This is a genomic window from Fulvimarina manganoxydans (assembly GCF_900176465.1).
Lineage (GTDB): Bacteria > Pseudomonadota > Alphaproteobacteria > Rhizobiales > Rhizobiaceae > Fulvimarina > Fulvimarina manganoxydans.
The window spans coordinates 70,125-86,915 of the sequence record NZ_FWXR01000005.1 but is presented as its reverse complement, the minus strand read 5'-3'; the positions used below and the strand labels follow the sequence as shown (position 1 = coordinate 86,915).

Below are 16,791 nucleotides of genomic sequence, written 5' to 3'. Positions count from 1 at the left end.
TGCCGCATGATGTGATCGGAAATGTCATGCAGCTTTTCCGATCACATCATGCTCTCAACGAGTAGGAGGTCCTGATGGGGCTGAGACGGGCGATCGCCGAACTCTTCGGCGGGGAGGGCCATGCGCGTGGCAAGGAACGCGCGAACGGGCCGCAGGAACGGAAATCGGCAGGGCCCCTCTCCGCAGGGGCCTTTCTTTTGACCCGGGAGGGGAGCGTCGGCCCCTTTGCCCAAAGCTTCGAGGCCTTGTCGCGAACGGGATATATGGCCAATCCGGTCGTCCATCGCTGCGTTCGCCTTCTGGGTGAAGCGACCGGGGCTCTCGTCTTCCTCGCCTATCGGGGCGCGGAGGAGCTCGATGCGCATCCGGCGCTCGATCTCTTGCGCCGGCCGAACGGCGTGCAGGACAAGGCGACCTTTCTGGAGCGGCTCTGCGGGCATCTAATGCTGTCGGGAAGCGCCTATGTGGAATGGGTCGGCGGCGATGAGACGCCGCCTGCGCTGTTTCTTTGGCGACCCGACCGAGTCCGGGCGATCGCAGGTAACGATGGCTGGCCGGAGGCCTATGAATATCGCATTGGATCGAGCCTCCGGCGGATCGCGGCCGAGCCAGAGGGGGCGCGGCCTTCGCGGCTTCTGCCCATCCATCTCTTCCACCCGCTGTCGGATCAGGATGGGTTCGCGCCGCTTGCCTCGGCCTCGGCCGCCGTCGAGCTTCACAATGCGGCGGCGCGCTGGAACACCGCGCTTTTGAAGAATTCGGCAAGACCCTCGGGTGCGCTCGTCTACAAACCGGCGGACGGGGCCAATCTCAGCGCCGAACAGTTCGAACGGCTGAAGGCCGAGTTGGAGACCGGTTATCAGGGCGCGAGCGCGGCGGGGCGGCCGATGCTCCTTGAAGGGGGGCTCGACTGGAAGACGATGGCCCTTTCGCCGAAGGACATGGATTTCATGGAGGCGCGCCATGGGGCGGCCCGCGACATCGCGCTGGCTTTCGGTCTGCCGCCCATGCTGCTCGGCATCCCCGGCGACAACACCTATGCCAATTATGCCGAGGCGAACCGGGCCTTTTACCGCCTGACGGTTCTGCCCTTGGCGAGGCGGCTCTGCTGCGCTCTCGGCGGTTTTCTCGGCGATCATTTCGAAGAGCCGGGCCTGCGGCTCGACATCGACCTCGACGCGGTGGAAGCGCTTTCCAACGAGCGCGACGCGCTCTGGGAGCGGGTTGGCAAGGCCGATTTCCTGAGCCGCGAGGAGAAGCGGGAAGTTGTCGGCTTCGGTCGCACGGGGTGAAAGAAGCCCGGCGAACTTGAATCGCTCAGACACAAAAATGGCGGCACCTCAAGAGGAGGTTGCCGCCAAAAACTGCCACGACATCAAGATTTCAGGACAGGTGTAATCGTGCAACAGGTATCTCGAATTGTCAAGGCATTTGAGGAAACACCTCAATGACCATGGAATCCGCACCTCTTCTGACCCTGTGGGGCGCCAAGCTCGCGGGGGCCGCTGCAGGGTCGGCGATCTCGGTCGCCTATCTCCTGCCCAAGAGCCGGCGGGAAGCGGCGACGCGCTTTCTCATCGGTCTCGTGACTGGCGTCGTCTTCGGGGCACCAGCTGGGTTGATGCTGGCCGATCGGCTCGCCCTGAACGACCTCCTGGGACCGGAAGAGATGATCGTGATGGGATCGGCCGCAGCCAGCCTCTGTGCCTGGTGGGCGCTCGGCGTTCTCGGGCAGCTGGCGGATAGTTTCGGCCGCGACGGACCCTTACGCGCCGTCGTGACCGGCGCCGAAACACAGCGTGCGGGAGACCGGCGCGAATGAGTGCCTTGCGTGACGCGGGGCGCCGGCCGCCGCTGCTGATCCGAGGCTATGCGGCGCTCTTCGGCCGGCCTGACTTGTCCGGCGACGTCATCGAACCCGGCGCTTTTCTGGCTTCCCTAGTCAGGAGAGGAGCCGGCGGGGTGCGGATGCTGTGGCATCACGATCCCGCCCGTCCTCTCGGTCGCTGGACCGCGATCAGCGAAGACCGGACGGGGCTCTTCGTCGAGGGTCTGCTCGCGCCCTTCAGCCAGGCGGGCGAAGAAGCGGCGGCGCTGATCGCGGCGGGAGCGCTCGACGGGCTGTCGATCGGCTTCAAGACGCGGCTCGCACGCAAGGCGAATGCGCCGGCCCGGCGCCGGCTCGTCACCATCGATCTCTGGGAGGTCTCGCTCGTCTCTTTCCCCATGCAGGAAGGCGCGCGGCTAACCGTTACGGGGAGCGGCCAGGTTCCGGCACCGAAATCGGTCTCGCGATCGATGTCGCCCTGAGCGATGTCCGCTCTCGCGCACCACCACTGATCGATCCGCGATTTTTCCACAACCGACACGCGCCCGCTTGGGTCGTCCAAGCGGCGGCGGCTGGCGCGCGTCCCTCTTTCTCGCAATAAAGGAGCTTTCTGCCCATGACCGACAGCCACAACGCCCCTGAAACCAAGGCGCACAGCTTGGAGGCCCATGCGGAGCACGACCGCATGATGCAGATCTTCGAGAGCTTCCGCGAAGCCAATGACGAACGCTTCGCCGAAATCGAAAAGCGGATGAACGGCGATGTCTTGAGCGAGGAAAAGGTCGACCGCATCGCCAAGGCGCTTGACGAGCAGGAACGCCGTGTGGAGCGCCTGGCGATGAAGTCGATGCGCCCGGCGATGGGCCGCGACGAGACCGGTGATGCCGGCCGGCCGAGCGAACGCCGGCAGGCCTTCGAGGCCTATATGCGCGGCGGCGACGAGACCGCGCTTCGGCGCCTGGAAGCCAAGGCGATGTCGCAAGGAACAGGCGCCGATGGGGGTTTCCTCGTGCCCGACGAGACCGAGACGGAGATCGGCCGGCGCCTGGCCGCGATCTCTCCGGTCAGATCGCTCGCGGCGATCCGCACGGTGTCGGGTTCGGTCCTGAAGAAGCCCTTCGCCATCACCGGCGCCCAGACCGGCTGGGTGGGCGAGACCGATCAACGGCCCGAGACGAGCGCGCCGCAACTTGCCGAACTGACCTTCCCCACCATGGAACTCTACGCCATGCCTGCGGCGACCAACGCGCTTCTCGACGATGCGGCGGTCGATATCGACCGCTGGATCGGCGAAGAGGTGGAGCAGGCCTTCGCCGCCCAGGAAAGCAAGGCCTTCGTCACCGGCGACGGCGTCAACAAGCCGCGCGGTCTGATGAATTATCCGGTGGTCGACGAGAGCGCCTGGGGTTGGGGCAAGGTGGGGTCGGTCAAGACCGGCGCCGATGGCGGCTTTGCGGCCGGCACGGCGGCCGACGCGCTGATCGACCTCATCTATTCGCTGAAGGCCTGCTATCGCCAGAATGGCGCTTTCATGATGAACCGCCGCACGCAAGGCCTCGTGCGCAAGCTGAAGGATGGGGATGGCAACTATCTCTGGCAGCCGCCTTCGGCGGTGGGTGCGCGGGCGAGCCTGATGGGCTTTCCTGTCGTCGAGGCGGAGGACATGCCGGACCCGGCGGCGGGCGCGAATGCCATCCTCTTCGCCGACTTCCAGCGCTTCTATCTGATCGTCGACCGCCAGGGCGTGCGCGTCCTGCGCGATCCCTATTCGGCCAAGCCTTATGTCCTCTTCTACACGACCAAGCGCGTCGGCGGGGGCATTCAGGACTTCGATGCCGGCAAGGTTCTGACCTTCGCCGCCTGATCGTCAGCCGTCGAAGACCCCGGTCGCCGAAAGGCGGCCGGCTGTCGGTGGCTTGTCCCATTTTTTCCAAAGGTGTTTCCGTGACCCTGACCGATCTCGGCGGCGGCGAGCCGCCGGTCACCCTGTCCGAGGTCAAGTCCTGGTGCCGCATCGAGCGGGACGACGAGGACGCGACGCTCACTCTTCTCATGCGGGCAGCGAGCGAAACCGTCGAGGCCGCGCTCGACGTCGCGCTCTTCCGGCGTTCGTTTCGGCTTGTTCTAAGCCATACGCCCGATTGCGGGAGGATCGCACTTGCCAAAGGGCCGGTCGTCTCAGTGACGCGTGTGAGTGCCTATGACACGGCCGGAGCCGAGACGGTGTTCGACGCGCAAACCACGATCCGCATCGAGCCGGGTGGCATGGCGCTTCAGTTCGATCCGACGGTCCTGGCCGCCGGCGCCGGCGGCATCACGATGGAATTCGAGGCCGGGCCCGCTCCATCCGAGGTCTCGGCCGAGATCAAGCGCGCCATTCTGGCCGTGATCGCGACCTTCTACGAGGCGCGGTCCATGCTCGGATCGGGACGTGATCGATCGGACGAGGGCGCTTCACCGGGCATGGCGGGGCTTGTTCAGGGCCGGCGCCGGGTGCGTCTCCTATGAGCCCGTTGCAGCTCGATCCCGGACGCCTGTCGCGCCATGCGCGTCTCGAAGAGCCCGTCGAGGTCTCGGACGGGATGGGCGGGGCGAGCACCGTCTGGCAGACGGTGCGCTCGCTCTCGATCGCTTTGGAGCCGGTCGGCGCCTCCCGGCGCGAGCGGTTCGAGCGTCATCAGGCAGAGACGCGGTTTCGCGTCATCTGCCGAGCGGCGGGCGATATTCTGCGCGGGCGACGCTTTTCCTTCGCGACGCGAAATCTGCTGATCGAGACGGTTCGCGATCTCGACGAGACCGGGCGCTACCTGACCTGCCAATGCGTCGAGGAGACGTGATGAATCTTGATCAAGACGCGAGGGGCGACCTGTGAAATTGACGGCTCAACTCGATCTCTCGGCGCTGTCCAGCCTGGCCGCGAAGGGCGGCTTGAAGAAAGAAGATACGGGCGACCCGGATGACGACGAGCGCTGGATGAAGGGCCTACCGAAGACCTCGTCCTTCCGCTCCGCCGCGGAGGGGATGCAGGCGCCCTTCGGCTCGTCCGATCCCTTCAACGACGGCGAGGCGCACACAATCGCTTGATGAGGGCGAATGCGAAACGATTAAGCAAGCTTTTCTCGAAGCGCGTGGCTGGAAAGTCCCTGCGCTTCACGACATATTTCGGACTGGAAATTTTCGCGAGATGTCTCGGAACGGGAGACTTTAGCAGAATGGCGCATCCAAGCTCAGAGTTGCAGAAGACGATTTTCGAGACGCTGACCGGCGACCGGTCGCTGACGAGCCTTCTCGGAGGGCCCAAGGTCTTCGATCGCCGGCCCGAGCGCATCGCCTTCCCTTATCTGACCCTCGGCCGCACGGCCGTCGTCGACTGGTCGACGGGGACCGAGGACGGGTCGGAACACATTCTCACCCTGCATGTCTGGGCCAAGGGCGGCGGCAAGCAGGAGACCTACGAGATCATGGACAAGGTTTCGGAGCGGCTGAACGGGGCCAATCTGCCTCTGGAAGGCCATCACCTCGTGAACCTGCAACTGCAATTTGCCGAGGCACGCCAGGAGACGGACAGCGCGACCTATCACGGTATCCTGCGCTTTCGGGCGGTGACCGAACCGGTGGCCTGACCGGCCGGGTCCCGCTCTCTTGAAAAGGGGCGCGGGGAAGGACGCAAGACAGACGATGCCTTTCAAGGGGCGGCCTTCACGGTCGCCCTTTTTTGTTTTTGAAATGATGAAGAGCGGAGCCGAACATCATGGTCGCCCAGAGAGGCAAGGACTTTCTCCTGAAGATGGACGAGGCCGGCGGCGGCACCTACACGACCGTCGCCGGCCTGCGCAGCCGCCGGCTCGCCTTCAATGCCGAAACGGTGGACGTCACCGATACCGAGAGCGTCGGGCGCTGGCGCGAGCTTCTGGGCGGTGCCGGCGTCCAGCGCGCTTCGATCTCGGGAAGCGGCATCTTCAAGGATGCGGCGTCCGACGCCGATCTGAGGCGTGTCTTCTTCGAGGGGCGGATCGCGGCGTTCCAGGTGCTCGTGCCCGATTTCGGCACCGTCTCCGGGCCTTTTCAGGTGAGTGCTCTGGAATATGGCGCCGAGCACAATGGCGAGGTCACTTTCGAGATCGCGCTCGAATCGGCCGGCGTGCTCGCCTTCGAGGCGGCATGACGATGGGGGCGCACAAGGAAAGACGCGCGCTGGCCGCCAATCTGCGGCGCGGCGAGATCGCCGCGATGATCGACGGCACCCCGCGCCGCCTGTGTCTGACCCTCGGCAGTCTGGCCGAACTGGAAGAGGCTTTCGCGGCCTCCGATCTGGCGGCCCTCACGACGCGCTTTTCCAGCGGACGGCTTTCGGCACGTGACCTGATGGTCGTGATCGCCGCCGGCCTCAGCGGGGCTGGCGAGCGGACCGAGGCGGAGGAGGTCGCGGCGATGCGCTTCGAGCGCGGTGTCGCGGGGGCGGCCGAAATCGCCGCGAAGCTCTTGGAAGCGGCGTTCGGCGGCGGCGGCGAGGCGATGGGCGAGGCAAGCCAGGGTCGCCCCGCAAACCCTTCGAGGCCGTGACCGGCGTTGGGCAACCGGTCGCGGCCTTTCCCTGGGACGAGATCATGGGCTTTGCCTTCGGCCATTGGCGGCTTTCGCCGGCCGAATTCTGGGCCTCGACCCCGCGTGAGATCGCCGCTGCGATCGCGTTTCATCGCGGTCGTAGCGGGCACTTGGACGCCCCGTCCATGAGCGATCTCGCCGCCCTCATGCAACGCTATCCCGACACACCATAAGGAGGTCCAGCCGATGGCGCGGGACGAGACCCTGCATATGCGCATGACGGCCGATACCGACGAGGTGGCCGCTGCGCTCGACGATCTGTCGCGCCGGGCAAATGCCTTCGGCTCGGCGCTGACGTCGGCCCTGAAGGGTGCGGTGACCGGCGGCAAGTCGCTGGATCAGGTGCTTCAAGGGTTGGCACGCCGGATGACCGACATGGCGCTCGACGCCGCTCTCGCGCCCTTGTCGAAGCTCATTGGCGGGGTGGCCGAAAATGCCTTCGGAGCCCTTGCCGGCGCCTTTTCCGGCAGCGGCGCGAAGGTGACGCCCTTCGCGCAAGGGGGTGTCGTGGCGAGCCCGTCCTTCTTTCCCCATGGTGGCGGGCTCGGGCTGATGGGTGAAGCCGGCGCGGAAGCGATCCTTCCCCTGCGGCGCGGCACCGATGGGCGCTTGGGCGTCGCCGCGCCGATGGGGCGCCCAGGGGGCGCATCCGTGGTCTTCAATGTGACGACCCAGAATGCCGACAGCTTTTTGAAGGCCGAGACGCAGGTTCAGGCGATGCTCGCCCGGGCTGCCGGCCGGGGCCGGCGCGGGCTCTGACATGGCGCGCGCGGCATTTTCCGAGGAGCGTTTTCCGGCCCGCGTCGCCTTCGGGGCGAGCGGCGGACCGGAGCGCCGGGTCGAGATCGTGCGCCTGTCGACCGGTTTCGAGCATCGTAATCAGCGCACCGCCCATGCCGTGCGCCGCTACGACGCCGGATCGGGGGTGAAGAGCCTTGCCGATCTTGCCGAAGTCGTCGCCTTTTTCGAGGCAAGGCGCGGACGGTTGGTCGGGTTTCGCTTTCGCGATCCTCTCGACTGGCATTCGGCAGCCTTCGGACAGCCGGTCACCGCCTTCGACCAGATGATCGGGAGCGGCGACGGTGTCACGACGCGGTTTCCCCTGATCAAACGCTACGGTGCCGACGAGGCCGCTTATGAACGGCCGATCGAAAAGCCGGTGGCCGGCAGTCTGAAGGTCGGGCTCGCTTGGCAGGAGCGGCAGAGCGGATTTGCACTGGACACCCTGTCGGGCGCCATCGTCTTCGAGAGCCCGCCTGGGGAGGGCGTGCCAATCACCGCCGGCTTTTCCTATGACGTGCCGGTCCGTTTCGACATCGACCATCTTGCCGTCAATGTCTCGGCCTTCGAGGCCGGCGAGATCCCCACCATCCCACTTATCGAAATCCGCCCATGAGACCGTTTTCAGACGCGCTTATCGCGGCCCTTGAGGGGCCGGCGACGACGCTTGCCCATGGCTGGCGATTGACGCGCCGCGACGGTCTCGTTCTCGGCTTCACCGATCACGACGAGGCTTTGACTTTTGCCGGCACGCGCTTTGCGGCGCGAACCGGCCTCTCGGCGAGCGAAGCCGAGAGCGAGACCGGGCTCGCTGCAACGACCGGAGAGGTGGCCGGCGCCCTGTCGTCCGATGCGGTGACCGAGGTGGACATTCTGGCCGGGCGTTATGACGGGGCGAGGGTCGAGACCTTCCTGGTCGACTGGATGGAGCCCGAGGCGGTACACGGTCTCATCGGCGTTCATCACATCGGCGAGGTCAAGCGGGGCGATCTCGCCTTCACGGCCGAGCTGCGATCGAGAACCACCGAGCTCGACCGGGTGCGCGGGCGGCTCTATCGGCGGCGCTGCGACGCGGTCTTCGGCGATGGGCGATGCGGTGTGGATCTGGCCGCGAGAGGGTTCCGCGTCGAAGCAAGCGTCGTCTCGGGTGAGGAAGCGAGCGTGACGCTGGCCTGCGACTTCGCAAGCGATCCTCGGCGCTATGTTTTCGGCTCCTTCGACGTGCTCTCCGGGGCGCTGGAAGGCCTGACCCGTGAAATCGTTTCGGCCGACAAGCGGCTCGACGGGACGCTGCGGCTCGGTCTCGACGAGCCTTTGCCGGAAGCCTTGTCCGCCGACGATCGGGTGCGGATCGGGGAGGGCTGCGACAAGCGCTTCTCCACCTGCCGCGACCGTTTTGCCAACGGACTGAACTTTCGTGGCTTTCCGCACATGCCGGGCACCGATGCGGCGCTGAAGGTCGCCAAGAGCGACGAGGCCCATGACGGCCGGCCCTTGGTGCCGTGATGGAGGTGGAAATGTCCGATCACGCCGATCGTTCGGGACAGCTCTGCGCCGAGCCCGATCAGGTTCTGGCTCTCGCCCATGGTTTTATCGGCACGCCCTATCGTCATCAGGGCAGCCGCGCCGGGGTCGGCTGCGATTGTCTGGGTCTCATTCGGGGTGTCTGGCGCGGGCTTTTCGGCGCCGAGCCGGAGAGCGTCGAGCCCTATCGTCCTGATTGGTACGCCCATGACCGGCACGAGCGTCTGCTGGAGGCGGCCGAGCGCCATCTTGTAGAGCGGTCTTATCGCGATCCGGCGCCCGGCGATGTCGTCCTCTTTCGCTTTCGAGCGGAAAGGCCCGCGACCCATTGCGGCGTTGCCGGTGTGAGCGGGACCCTCATCCACGCCTATGAGCGTAGCGCGGTGGTCGTCTCGGTCCTGCCGGATGCGTGGCGGCGACGGATCGCCGGCATTTTCGCTTTTCCCGCTGATCCAACGAGCTGAGGCCGCTATGGCGACGATACTCCTGCAATCGGTGGGCAGCGCGCTCGGCGGCATGCTCGGTGGGCCGGTCGGGGCAATCCTCGGCCGGGCGGCGGGCGGGCTGGCGGGCGCGGCGATCGACACTGCGCTGTTCTCGCCCACCCAGAAGCGCGAGGGCCCGCGCCTTGGCGCGACCCGCATCATGGAGGCCGACGAGGGCGCGGGCATTCCGCGCGTCTACGGCACGGCGCGCATTGCCGGTCAGGTGATCTGGGGAACGCGCTTCGAGGAGGAGAGCGAGACCGAGCGCCAGGGTGGGAAGGGCGGCGGTGGCGGGGTCGAGGTGACCACCTACAGCTATTTCGGCAATGTCGCCGTCGGTCTCTGCGAGGGGCCGATCGCCGGCATCCGCCGCATCTGGGCCGATGGCGAGGAGATCGATCAGGCCGACCACCAGATCCGTGTCTATCGCGGCGACGAGACCCAAGGTCCCGATCCGCTGATCGAGGCGAAGCAAGGCGCGGGCAACGCGCCGGCCTATCGCGGCCTCGCTTATGTGGTCTTCGAGCGCTTGGCGCTGGAGCGTTGGGGCAATCGCATTCCGCAGATCTCCTGCGAGGTGCTTCGCCCGATTGGTGACCTGGAACGGGCGATCGAGGCGGTGACGATCATTCCAGGGGCAACCGAACATGGGCTTGACCCAGCGGCGGTGCGCGAGCGGCTTGGCCCCGGCGAGGATCGGCTGATCAATCGCAATGTCACCTTCGGCGATTCGGATTGGCTCGCCTCGATCGACGAGCTTCAGATGCTGGCGCCCGGCCTGAAGCGCGCGGCCTTGGTCGTCGCCTGGTTTGCCGACGATCTGCGCGCCGGGCATTGCAACATCATGCCGGGCGTCGAAATCCGGCAGCGCGACGAAAGCGAGCCATGGCTCGCCGGGGGTTGCGATCGGGAGAGCGCAAGGCTGATCAGCCGGATCGAGGGCTCACCGGCCTATGGCGGCACGCCGAGCGATCGGGGCGTCTTGCGCGCGCTCGGCGATCTGAAGCGGCGGGGCCTCTTCGTCACCCATTACCCCTTCATGCTGATGGATATCCCAGTGGGCAACGGCCTCGCCGATTCGTATGGCGGCGACGAGCAGCCGCCTTATCCCTGGCGCGGGCGCATGAGCCTCGATCTCGCCGAGACGATGGCGGGGACGACCGATCGCACGGCTGCGGCGCGCTCCGATATCGAGGCCTTTGTCGGCACCGCCGGTCCAGCGGACTTTGCCTGGGAGGGCGACCGGCTCGCCTATCGAGGGCCGGCGGAATGGTCCTATCGGCGGATGATCTTCCATCAGGCCCATCTGGCTGCGAAGGCCGGTGTCGACGCCTTCGTCATCGGCTCGGAAATGCGCGGGCTGACGCGCCTTCGGGACGGGGAGGGGCGCTTTCCCTTCGTCGAGGCGCTGCTCGCCATCGCCGAGGACGTCAAAGCGCTCCTGCCGCAGGCGATAGTCACCTATGCCGCCGATTGGAGCGAATATGCCGCCTATCGGCCCCAGGACGGCTCGGGCGACCTCTTCTACAATCTCGACACGCTCTGGGCCTCGCCCGCGATCGACGTCGTCGGTATCGACAATTATCTGCCGCTGACCGATTGGCGAAGCGGCGGAGAGAAGGGAGCGTCAACGCCGTCCCCTTATGACCGCTCGGCGCTCGCGGAAAAGATCGCCGGCGGTGAGTGGTTCGACTGGTTTTACGAAACCGACGCCGATCGGGAGGCCGGCATCCGCACGCCGATCACCGACGGGGTCGCTGGCAAGCCCTTCGTCTATCGCGACAAGGATCTTCGTGGCTGGTGGTCGAACCCGCATATCGAGCGGCGTGGTGGGGCCGAAACCGGGGTTGGATCGGCCTGGCAGCCGGAGATGAAGCCGATCTGGTTCACTGAACTCGGCTGTCCGGCGATCGATCGCGGGGCGAACCAGCCGAATGTCTTCGTCGATCCGAAATCCTCCGAAAGTCTCGTGCCCTATCACTCGCGCGGCTTTCGCGACGATCTCGCCCAGCGGCGATTCCTGGAGGTGACTCTGGAGGCTTGGCGGGAGGGTGTGGGAGCCGAGGCGGCGTCGCTCAACCCGATCTCCAGCGTCTATGGCGGGCCGATGGTTGCCGCAGACGCGATTCACGTCTGGACCTGGGACGCGCGGCCCTATCCGGCCTTTCCGAGCCGCACGGATCTTTGGACCGACGGCACCAATTGGCGGCTCGGCCATTGGCTGAACGGCCGGCTCTCCAATGCGCCGGTCGATGCGCTGATCCGCCAGATCCTCACCGACCACGGGATCACCGATTTTGAAACGCAAGATTTGGAGGCCTGTCTCGATGGCTATGTGGTCGACGGGCCCCGGACGGCACGAGAAGACATCGAGACGATTCTCGATCTTGTCGGTGCCATGGCGGTGGAGTCTGGTGGGACCATCGCCTTCTCGACGCTCGCTCGCAAGCGCGAGCCGATCATCATCGACGCGCTCGTCGACCCGGACGGGCCGATCGTGGCCAAGAGACGCGGCGAGGCCGGCGAACGCCCCGACGAGGTCGCGATTGGCTTCTCCGACCCTGACCGGGCCTATCAGCCGGGCGTTGCCGATGCCTTGAAGGCGAACGCCGCCTCGCCGCGTAAGAGCATTACAATGAGCCCCGCCGTGCTTCATGCCGAACGGGCCGAGCGCTTTGCGGCGCGGCTTCTCGCCGAAACGACCGACGGCTTGGAGACGATGGATTTGTCCCTGGCGCCGAACATGGCGGCGATCGAGCCGGGCGACGTTCTCGCCATCGATGGGCGCGAGGGCGAATGGCTCGTCACGCGCATTGCCAGCGGCGAGGCCCGAAAGGTCGAAACGCGGCGCTTCTCGCGTCGCGAGGGGCAAGGCGCCGGGAGCCTCGATCGCAAAGAAAGTCCGCCGCCTTTGATCGCGCCGGTGCTGGCCTCTCGACCGGCTGTCACGCTTCTCGATCTCTCCGGCTCGCCGCTCGGGGAAGAGGGCGGGCCGAGAGTCGCGCTTCAGGCCAAGCCATGGCTTCCTTATGCCGTCCTCGCCGGACCGCCGGGCGGTGGCCTTTCGCACCGCGCCATCGTCGAGCGGCCGGCGGTAACTGGCACGCTGATCGAGCCGCTGGCGCCGGGGCCGGTGGGCGTCTTCGACAGAGCCGGACGAATGACCGTGCGGCTTGATCGGGGCGAACTGGCGACCCGGCCACTCGGCGATGTGCTTGCGGGACGAAATGCCGTGGCACTGCTGAGAGAGGAGGGGGCGCGCGAATTCGTGCAATTCGTCGATGCCGAGGAGGTCGAACCGAATCTTTATGTGCTGAGCGCTCTGATTCGCGGGCAAGGCGGCAGCGAGGCCGAGGCCGCAACCGTGACGCCGGCCGGCACGCGCTTTCTCTTGATGGACGAGGCGGTGACACCCCTGACTCTGAGCGATGCCGAACTCGGCCGGCCGATGGCCCTGCGCGTCGTCCCGCTCGGTCGACCTCTGGACGATGCGGCCGGCGTGACCCTCGAAGCGAGCCTCGGTCTTCAAGCCAAGCGCCCGCTTGCGCCGGTCCATCTCCGGGCGCGCTTTTCCCCGGATGGCGGCTGCCTGTTTCGCTGGATCCGGCGCGCGCGGTTCGGCGGCGACAATTGGGCGGCGGAAGAGGTGCCGCTCTGCGAGGAGCGCGAAGCCTATCGCCTCGCGATCCGGGCCGGCCCCGATGATACCGAGCCAGCTGTCTTCACCGAGACGAGCGAACCGCGCTTCGTCTTGTCCTTAAGCGATCAGATGGCGGTTTTCGGCGGTTTGGCGCCGTCGCTCAGCCTGTCCGTCTCGCAGGTCAGCGCGGTCTGGGGCGCCGGCGCCGAGGCGCGGCGCCTTTTCGCAAGGCCTGGCGCCTGAGCCCCTATTTCATCCCCCGAAAGACGAGAAGGAGTTCCGTCATGCTGAACGACAAACCCTGGTATCAGTCGAAGACCGTCTGGGGCGGTCTCGTCGCCCTGGGGGCGGCGCTTGCCGGTCTCGGCGGGCTGCATGTGGCGCCGGCGACACAAGACGCGATCGCGACCGCGCTTCTCGATACGGCGGCGGCCATCGGCGCGCTCGTCGCCATCTATGGACGTCTGGCCGCGGACAAGACACTCCGCTAGGTTTCGCCCATCAGACGAAGTCATCGGTCGACCGAGGGGATATGGCTATTCAGGCAAGGTTCACCCGTATGTCCTTAGACCGACAAGCCCGGCCGATCACGGCCGGGCAACCCGAATGGCAGTCGCGAATGTCTTTCCTTTCCCGAACGATTCGAATGCTGGGCCTCGTTTGTTTTTCAGTCGCGGCCACCGTGGTCTCGGCTGGCGCCCAAGGCTCGGGGGACGGGCAGGGCGGTGGGCAGGCCAGCTGCGGTTCGGCCGAGGTTGCCGAAGCCGAGGCGCAGACGGGCGGGCGGATGATGTCGGTCTCTCAGCAGTCGCGCGGCGGGCAGACCATTTGCCAGGTCACCGTCCTTATTCCGCCCCAGGGGGACGGCAAGCCGCGTCGCCAGGTGGTGACGATCCGGCGTTGAGGCGGGGCTCATCACGTCAAACCGGTCGGGACGAAGTGGGGGAGACGACCTTTATGCGAATTCTCGTGGTGGAGGACGACGAAAACCTCCTGAGACAGCTGAGTGAGGCCCTGACAACGGCTGGATATGTTGTCGATCAGGCGAGCGATGGCGAGGAAGCGCATTTCTTGGGCGATACCGAACCTTATGATGCGATCATTCTCGATGTGGGCCTGCCGGTCATGGACGGGATCAGCGTTCTGGAGCGCTGGCGCCGGGATCAGCGCAATATGCCCGTCCTCATTCTCACCGCCCGGGATCGCTGGAGCGACAAGGTTGCCGGGATCGACGCGGGCGCCGACGACTATGTCACCAAGCCCTTTCATATCGAGGAGGTGCTGGCGCGCGTGCGCGCGCTGATCCGGCGCGCCGCCGGCCATGCCTCTTCCGAGCTCGAATGTGGCCCCTTGCGCCTCGATACGCGCACGGCGCGGGTGACGGTCAATGGCTCACCCCTAAAGCTCACCTCCCACGAGTTTCGGCTTCTCGACTATCTGATGCATCATCAGGGCAGCGTCGTCTCGCGCACCGAGCTTATCGAACATCTCTACGATCAGGATTTCGACCGCGATTCAAACACGATCGAAGTGTTCGTCGGGCGCCTTCGCAAGAAGATCGGCGTCGATCTGATCGAGACGATCCGAGGCCAGGGCTACCGGCTGCATCATGACGCCTGATGACGCGACGTCCGCGACAAGAGATGGTACGGATCGAACATCCGAAAACGCCGAAAGGCGCGGGCCCGAGAGGCGGCGCCGAGGTCTTCGCAGGCGCCTTATCGGACGGTGGGGCGGTTCGATCGCCCGGTCATTGGCGGTGCGCGTCGTCGGCCTGTCCAGCATCTGGGCGGCGATCGCCCTTGTGGCTGCTGGTATCCTTATTTCCGCGCTCTATCGCCAGGCCGCCGAGGACGGTTTTGCCGCACTTCTCGAGGCGCAACTCTACAATCTCGTCAACTCCGTCGGCATCGACGATGCCGGCGTTCTGACCGGTTCGCCAAACTTAGGCGATCTACAATATATGCAGCCCGAATCCGGCTGGTATTGGGAGGTTCTTCCCGCCAGCCGCGACACGCGAGGGCGCCTGTCCTCCCCCTCCCTCGGCTATTCCGCCATTCCCTCCGAACCTCTGCGCGAAGTTCCCTTCGACGTGAGCTATCAGCGCAGCTATCCCATGAAGGGGCTTGCGGGCGAGGACCTTCAGGTTCTGGAAACCGAGGTCGTCCTCGATGACGAGAATCGGGCGGCGCGTTTTCGCGTCATGGGCAATCGTTCGGAACTTGCCGAGGATATCAATGCTTTCGATCGCCAGCTCGCCGCCTATCTTGGCGCCGTGGCCGCCGGTACCGTCATCGTCAATGCGGCGGTCATCCTTCTCGGACTGCGACCTCTTCGTACGGTTCGCCAATCGCTCGCCCGCATCCGCGACGGACGGGCCGAACGGCTCGAGGGTGAATTCCCGACCGAAATCGCGCCGCTCGCGGCCGAGATGAACGCGCTGATCGGCAACAATCGCCGCATCGTTGAACGGGCCCGAACCCAGGTCGGCAATCTCGCCCATTCGCTTAAGACCCCGATCGCGGTTCTCACCAACGAGGCCGACAAGCTCGGCGGGGAAAGCGGCCGGCTCGTCGGCGAACAGGCGCTCGCCATGCGCCGTCAGGTCCAGCATTATCTCGACCGCGCGCGCATGGCCGCTCAGACCGAGAGCGTCGTTTTCCGTACACCGGTCGCGCCGGTGGCTGAGAGGCTGGTGCGAGTCATCGGTAAGCTCAATCCGCATCTGAAAGTCGCCTTCGACACAAACGAGGCGGATGATCTGATCTTTTCCGGCGAGCGGCAGGATCTGGAGGAGATCCTTGGCAATCTCCTGGAAAACGCCGGCAAATGGGCGCGGAGCGAGATTTGTCTGGTCATGCGCCCAGCCGGGCCCGAGCGCTTCGAGGCGATCGTCGAGGACGATGGGCCTGGATTGTCGGAGGCCGAGCGCAAGCTTGCCCTCAAGCGCGGCCGCCGGCTCGACGAGAAAACCCCCGGCAGTGGCCTTGGCCTGTCCATCGTCTCCGATCTCGCCCAGGAATATCAGGGCAGCCTTCGGCTGGAGACGGCGCGCCTCGGCGGGCTGGCCGCGATCGTCAGCTTGCCGCGCCTCAATGGCGTCGATGCCTTGACATGAGGGTCGGGTGAAGCGACTGAAACCTGATTGATCGAACCCGTCTGGATCGAAACGCGACCGATGCGAGCGCTGCGCTTCCTCTTTCCCGCCTTTGCCCTGACCGCGACAGCCGGCCTCAGCGGTTGTCTGACGACCGGTGGTATGCTTGCGCCTTCGACACCGCCAGGCGTCGCGGCGCTAGATGGCGGCGCCATCGCACGAAGCCAGACGGGCGGACGCCTGCCGTCGCAGGTGGTGGCGAGCGCCGTCGCCGCCGAATATCAGGCCTTGCAATTCGGCACCGCGGGCCAAGCGGTCACTTGGTCCGCCGAAGGCTATTCCGGGCGCGTCGTGCCGACGCAGCTTTATCGTGTCGGCTCCCAGGATTGCCGGGGCTATACGCAATATGTCGATGGCGCCGATACGAATGGCATCACCGCAACTGCCTGCCGGGGGGCGGACGGCTTTTGGGTGCCCGTCGCCTGAACGCGGCGGGGGAAGCGAGCGCTTTCACCGCCTTGCCGCTGCGGCCGCGAATGCTTCTCGCACGGCAACGTCTCGAATATCCTGTCTTGCTTGAAGCGGCCTCGCACCGTCTCGAGCGTTCCGGCGATCTGTTTCCGGGCTCTTGCGCAAGATGGTTTCACGGCGGATTTGATTGGGACGATTCAAAAGGTCTGTTAGAAGAGCGGCGAAGCTCGTCCTGGCCTGGGTCTCATCATGGTCGGTCGGGACGAAAGCAGACGCTGTTTTCTCCGAAAACCCGTCGCGGCTTGACCAAGGTCAAGTGGATGGCGGCACAAAGGTGAAATGAGCGATGGGAGGGAGGCCT

The 16,791-nt window shown here is 65.8% G+C and carries 21 protein-coding genes; all 21 read left to right on the top strand.

Features of this window, described 5'->3' with window-relative positions:
* Window positions 1-74: 74 nt before the first annotated feature.
* The 21 genes from B9A15_RS07980 (at window position 75) to B9A15_RS07880 (ending at window position 16,445) form a co-directional block, all read left to right on the top strand.
* Window positions 75-1,292, top strand: a complete 1,218-nt coding sequence (locus B9A15_RS07980; protein ID WP_084409518.1) for a phage portal protein — start codon at window positions 75-77, stop codon at window positions 1,290-1,292.
* Window positions 1,293-1,447: 155 nt separating this feature from the next.
* Window positions 1,448-1,822: a DUF6107 family protein gene (locus B9A15_RS07975; protein ID WP_084409517.1), complete on the top strand. Its 375-nt coding sequence runs from the start codon at window positions 1,448-1,450 to the stop codon at window positions 1,820-1,822.
* Window positions 1,819-2,310: an HK97 family phage prohead protease gene (locus B9A15_RS07970; protein ID WP_084409516.1), complete on the top strand. Its 492-nt coding sequence runs from the start codon at window positions 1,819-1,821 to the stop codon at window positions 2,308-2,310. The genes B9A15_RS07975 and B9A15_RS07970 overlap by 4 nt, the downstream gene beginning before the upstream one ends.
* Window positions 2,311-2,444: 134 nt before the next feature.
* Window positions 2,445-3,692: a phage major capsid protein gene (locus tag B9A15_RS07965; protein ID WP_084409515.1), complete on the top strand. Its 1,248-nt coding sequence runs from the start codon at window positions 2,445-2,447 to the stop codon at window positions 3,690-3,692.
* A gap of 80 nt (window positions 3,693-3,772) precedes the next feature.
* A complete protein-coding gene (locus B9A15_RS22900) occupies window positions 3,773-4,336 on the top strand; it encodes a head-tail connector protein (protein WP_170923205.1) in 564 nt (187 codons plus the stop codon).
* On the top strand, window positions 4,333-4,665 hold the full coding sequence (locus B9A15_RS07955; RefSeq protein ID WP_084409514.1) for a head-tail adaptor protein: 333 nt from the start codon (window positions 4,333-4,335) through the stop codon (window positions 4,663-4,665). The genes B9A15_RS22900 and B9A15_RS07955 overlap by 4 nt, the downstream gene beginning before the upstream one ends.
* A gap of 37 nt (window positions 4,666-4,702) precedes the next feature.
* Window positions 4,703-4,912 (top strand): hypothetical protein, encoded by a 210-nt coding sequence (locus B9A15_RS07950; protein WP_084409513.1) that lies wholly within the window; start codon window positions 4,703-4,705, stop codon window positions 4,910-4,912.
* Window positions 4,913-5,040: 128 nt separating this feature from the next.
* The gene (locus B9A15_RS07945; protein WP_084409512.1) at window positions 5,041-5,451 is read left to right on the top strand and encodes a DUF3168 domain-containing protein; all 411 of its coding nucleotides are present in this window, start codon (window positions 5,041-5,043) and stop codon (window positions 5,449-5,451) included.
* A gap of 128 nt (window positions 5,452-5,579) precedes the next feature.
* Window positions 5,580-5,993 carry a phage major tail protein, TP901-1 family gene (locus tag B9A15_RS07940; protein ID WP_084409511.1) on the top strand — a complete coding sequence of 138 codons (414 nt, stop codon included), beginning with the start codon at window positions 5,580-5,582 and terminating at the stop codon, window positions 5,991-5,993.
* Window positions 5,994-5,995: 2 nt separating this feature from the next.
* The gene (locus tag B9A15_RS07935) at window positions 5,996-6,391 is read left to right on the top strand and encodes a gene transfer agent family protein (protein ID WP_084409510.1); all 396 of its coding nucleotides are present in this window, start codon (window positions 5,996-5,998) and stop codon (window positions 6,389-6,391) included.
* Entirely contained in the window at window positions 6,388-6,606 is a 219-nt protein-coding gene (locus tag B9A15_RS07930) for a phage tail assembly chaperone (protein ID WP_084409509.1), read from the top strand. The genes B9A15_RS07935 and B9A15_RS07930 overlap by 4 nt, the downstream gene beginning before the upstream one ends.
* A 13-nt stretch (window positions 6,607-6,619) precedes the next feature.
* Window positions 6,620-7,192 carry a phage tail tape measure protein gene (locus B9A15_RS07925; protein WP_084409508.1) on the top strand — a complete coding sequence of 191 codons (573 nt, stop codon included), beginning with the start codon at window positions 6,620-6,622 and terminating at the stop codon, window positions 7,190-7,192.
* 1 nt (window position 7,193) lies between these two features.
* Window positions 7,194-7,829 carry a DUF2460 domain-containing protein gene (locus B9A15_RS07920; protein ID WP_084409507.1) on the top strand — a complete coding sequence of 212 codons (636 nt, stop codon included), beginning with the start codon at window positions 7,194-7,196 and terminating at the stop codon, window positions 7,827-7,829.
* Window positions 7,826-8,719 carry a DUF2163 domain-containing protein gene (locus B9A15_RS07915; protein ID WP_084409506.1) on the top strand — a complete coding sequence of 298 codons (894 nt, stop codon included), beginning with the start codon at window positions 7,826-7,828 and terminating at the stop codon, window positions 8,717-8,719. The genes B9A15_RS07920 and B9A15_RS07915 overlap by 4 nt, the downstream gene beginning before the upstream one ends.
* A gap of 11 nt (window positions 8,720-8,730) precedes the next feature.
* Window positions 8,731-9,201 carry an NlpC/P60 family protein gene (locus B9A15_RS07910; protein ID WP_084409648.1) on the top strand — a complete coding sequence of 157 codons (471 nt, stop codon included), beginning with the start codon at window positions 8,731-8,733 and terminating at the stop codon, window positions 9,199-9,201.
* Window positions 9,202-9,208: 7 nt separating this feature from the next.
* Window positions 9,209-13,105 carry a baseplate multidomain protein megatron gene (locus B9A15_RS07905; RefSeq protein ID WP_084409505.1) on the top strand — a complete coding sequence of 1,299 codons (3,897 nt, stop codon included), beginning with the start codon at window positions 9,209-9,211 and terminating at the stop codon, window positions 13,103-13,105.
* Between the two features lie 41 nt (window positions 13,106-13,146).
* Window positions 13,147-13,353, top strand: coding sequence for a hypothetical protein (locus tag B9A15_RS07900; protein ID WP_084409504.1), 207 nt, complete (start codon window positions 13,147-13,149; stop codon window positions 13,351-13,353).
* A 155-nt stretch (window positions 13,354-13,508) separates the two neighbouring features.
* Window positions 13,509-13,766 carry a hypothetical protein gene (locus B9A15_RS07895; RefSeq protein WP_084409503.1) on the top strand — a complete coding sequence of 86 codons (258 nt, stop codon included), beginning with the start codon at window positions 13,509-13,511 and terminating at the stop codon, window positions 13,764-13,766.
* Between the two features lie 53 nt (window positions 13,767-13,819).
* Window positions 13,820-14,482 (top strand): response regulator transcription factor, encoded by a 663-nt coding sequence (locus B9A15_RS07890; protein WP_084409502.1) that lies wholly within the window; start codon window positions 13,820-13,822, stop codon window positions 14,480-14,482.
* Between the two features lie 139 nt (window positions 14,483-14,621).
* On the top strand, window positions 14,622-15,980 hold the full coding sequence (locus B9A15_RS07885; RefSeq protein ID WP_280173784.1) for a sensor histidine kinase: 1,359 nt from the start codon (window positions 14,622-14,624) through the stop codon (window positions 15,978-15,980).
* A gap of 27 nt (window positions 15,981-16,007) precedes the next feature.
* On the top strand, window positions 16,008-16,445 hold the full coding sequence (locus B9A15_RS07880) for a hypothetical protein (protein WP_084409500.1): 438 nt from the start codon (window positions 16,008-16,010) through the stop codon (window positions 16,443-16,445).
* Window positions 16,446-16,791 lie beyond the last annotated feature (346 nt).

Bases quoted from the DNA above. Each gene is read 5' to 3' on its own strand.
- B9A15_RS07980 (WP_084409518.1), top strand. From the start codon at position 75: ATGGGGCTGAGACGGGCGATCGCCGAACTCTTCGGCGGGGAGGGCCAT.
- B9A15_RS07975 (WP_084409517.1), top strand. From the start codon at position 1,448: ATGACCATGGAATCCGCACCTCTTCTGACCCTGTGGGGCGCCAAGCTC.
- B9A15_RS07970 (WP_084409516.1), top strand. From the start codon at position 1,819: ATGAGTGCCTTGCGTGACGCGGGGCGCCGGCCGCCGCTGCTGATCCGA.
- B9A15_RS07965 (WP_084409515.1), top strand. From the start codon at position 2,445: ATGACCGACAGCCACAACGCCCCTGAAACCAAGGCGCACAGCTTGGAG.
- B9A15_RS07955 (WP_084409514.1), top strand. From the start codon at position 4,333: ATGAGCCCGTTGCAGCTCGATCCCGGACGCCTGTCGCGCCATGCGCGT.
- B9A15_RS07945 (WP_084409512.1), top strand. From the start codon at position 5,041: ATGGCGCATCCAAGCTCAGAGTTGCAGAAGACGATTTTCGAGACGCTG.
- B9A15_RS07940 (WP_084409511.1), top strand. From the start codon at position 5,580: ATGGTCGCCCAGAGAGGCAAGGACTTTCTCCTGAAGATGGACGAGGCC.
- B9A15_RS07935 (WP_084409510.1), top strand. From the start codon at position 5,996: ATGGGGGCGCACAAGGAAAGACGCGCGCTGGCCGCCAATCTGCGGCGC.
- B9A15_RS07925 (WP_084409508.1), top strand. From the start codon at position 6,620: ATGGCGCGGGACGAGACCCTGCATATGCGCATGACGGCCGATACCGAC.
- B9A15_RS07920 (WP_084409507.1), top strand. From the start codon at position 7,194: ATGGCGCGCGCGGCATTTTCCGAGGAGCGTTTTCCGGCCCGCGTCGCC.
- B9A15_RS07915 (WP_084409506.1), top strand. From the start codon at position 7,826: ATGAGACCGTTTTCAGACGCGCTTATCGCGGCCCTTGAGGGGCCGGCG.
- B9A15_RS07910 (WP_084409648.1), top strand. From the start codon at position 8,731: ATGTCCGATCACGCCGATCGTTCGGGACAGCTCTGCGCCGAGCCCGAT.
- B9A15_RS07905 (WP_084409505.1), top strand. From the start codon at position 9,209: ATGGCGACGATACTCCTGCAATCGGTGGGCAGCGCGCTCGGCGGCATG.
- B9A15_RS07900 (WP_084409504.1), top strand. From the start codon at position 13,147: ATGCTGAACGACAAACCCTGGTATCAGTCGAAGACCGTCTGGGGCGGT.
- B9A15_RS07895 (WP_084409503.1), top strand. From the start codon at position 13,509: ATGCTGGGCCTCGTTTGTTTTTCAGTCGCGGCCACCGTGGTCTCGGCT.
- B9A15_RS07890 (WP_084409502.1), top strand. From the start codon at position 13,820: ATGCGAATTCTCGTGGTGGAGGACGACGAAAACCTCCTGAGACAGCTG.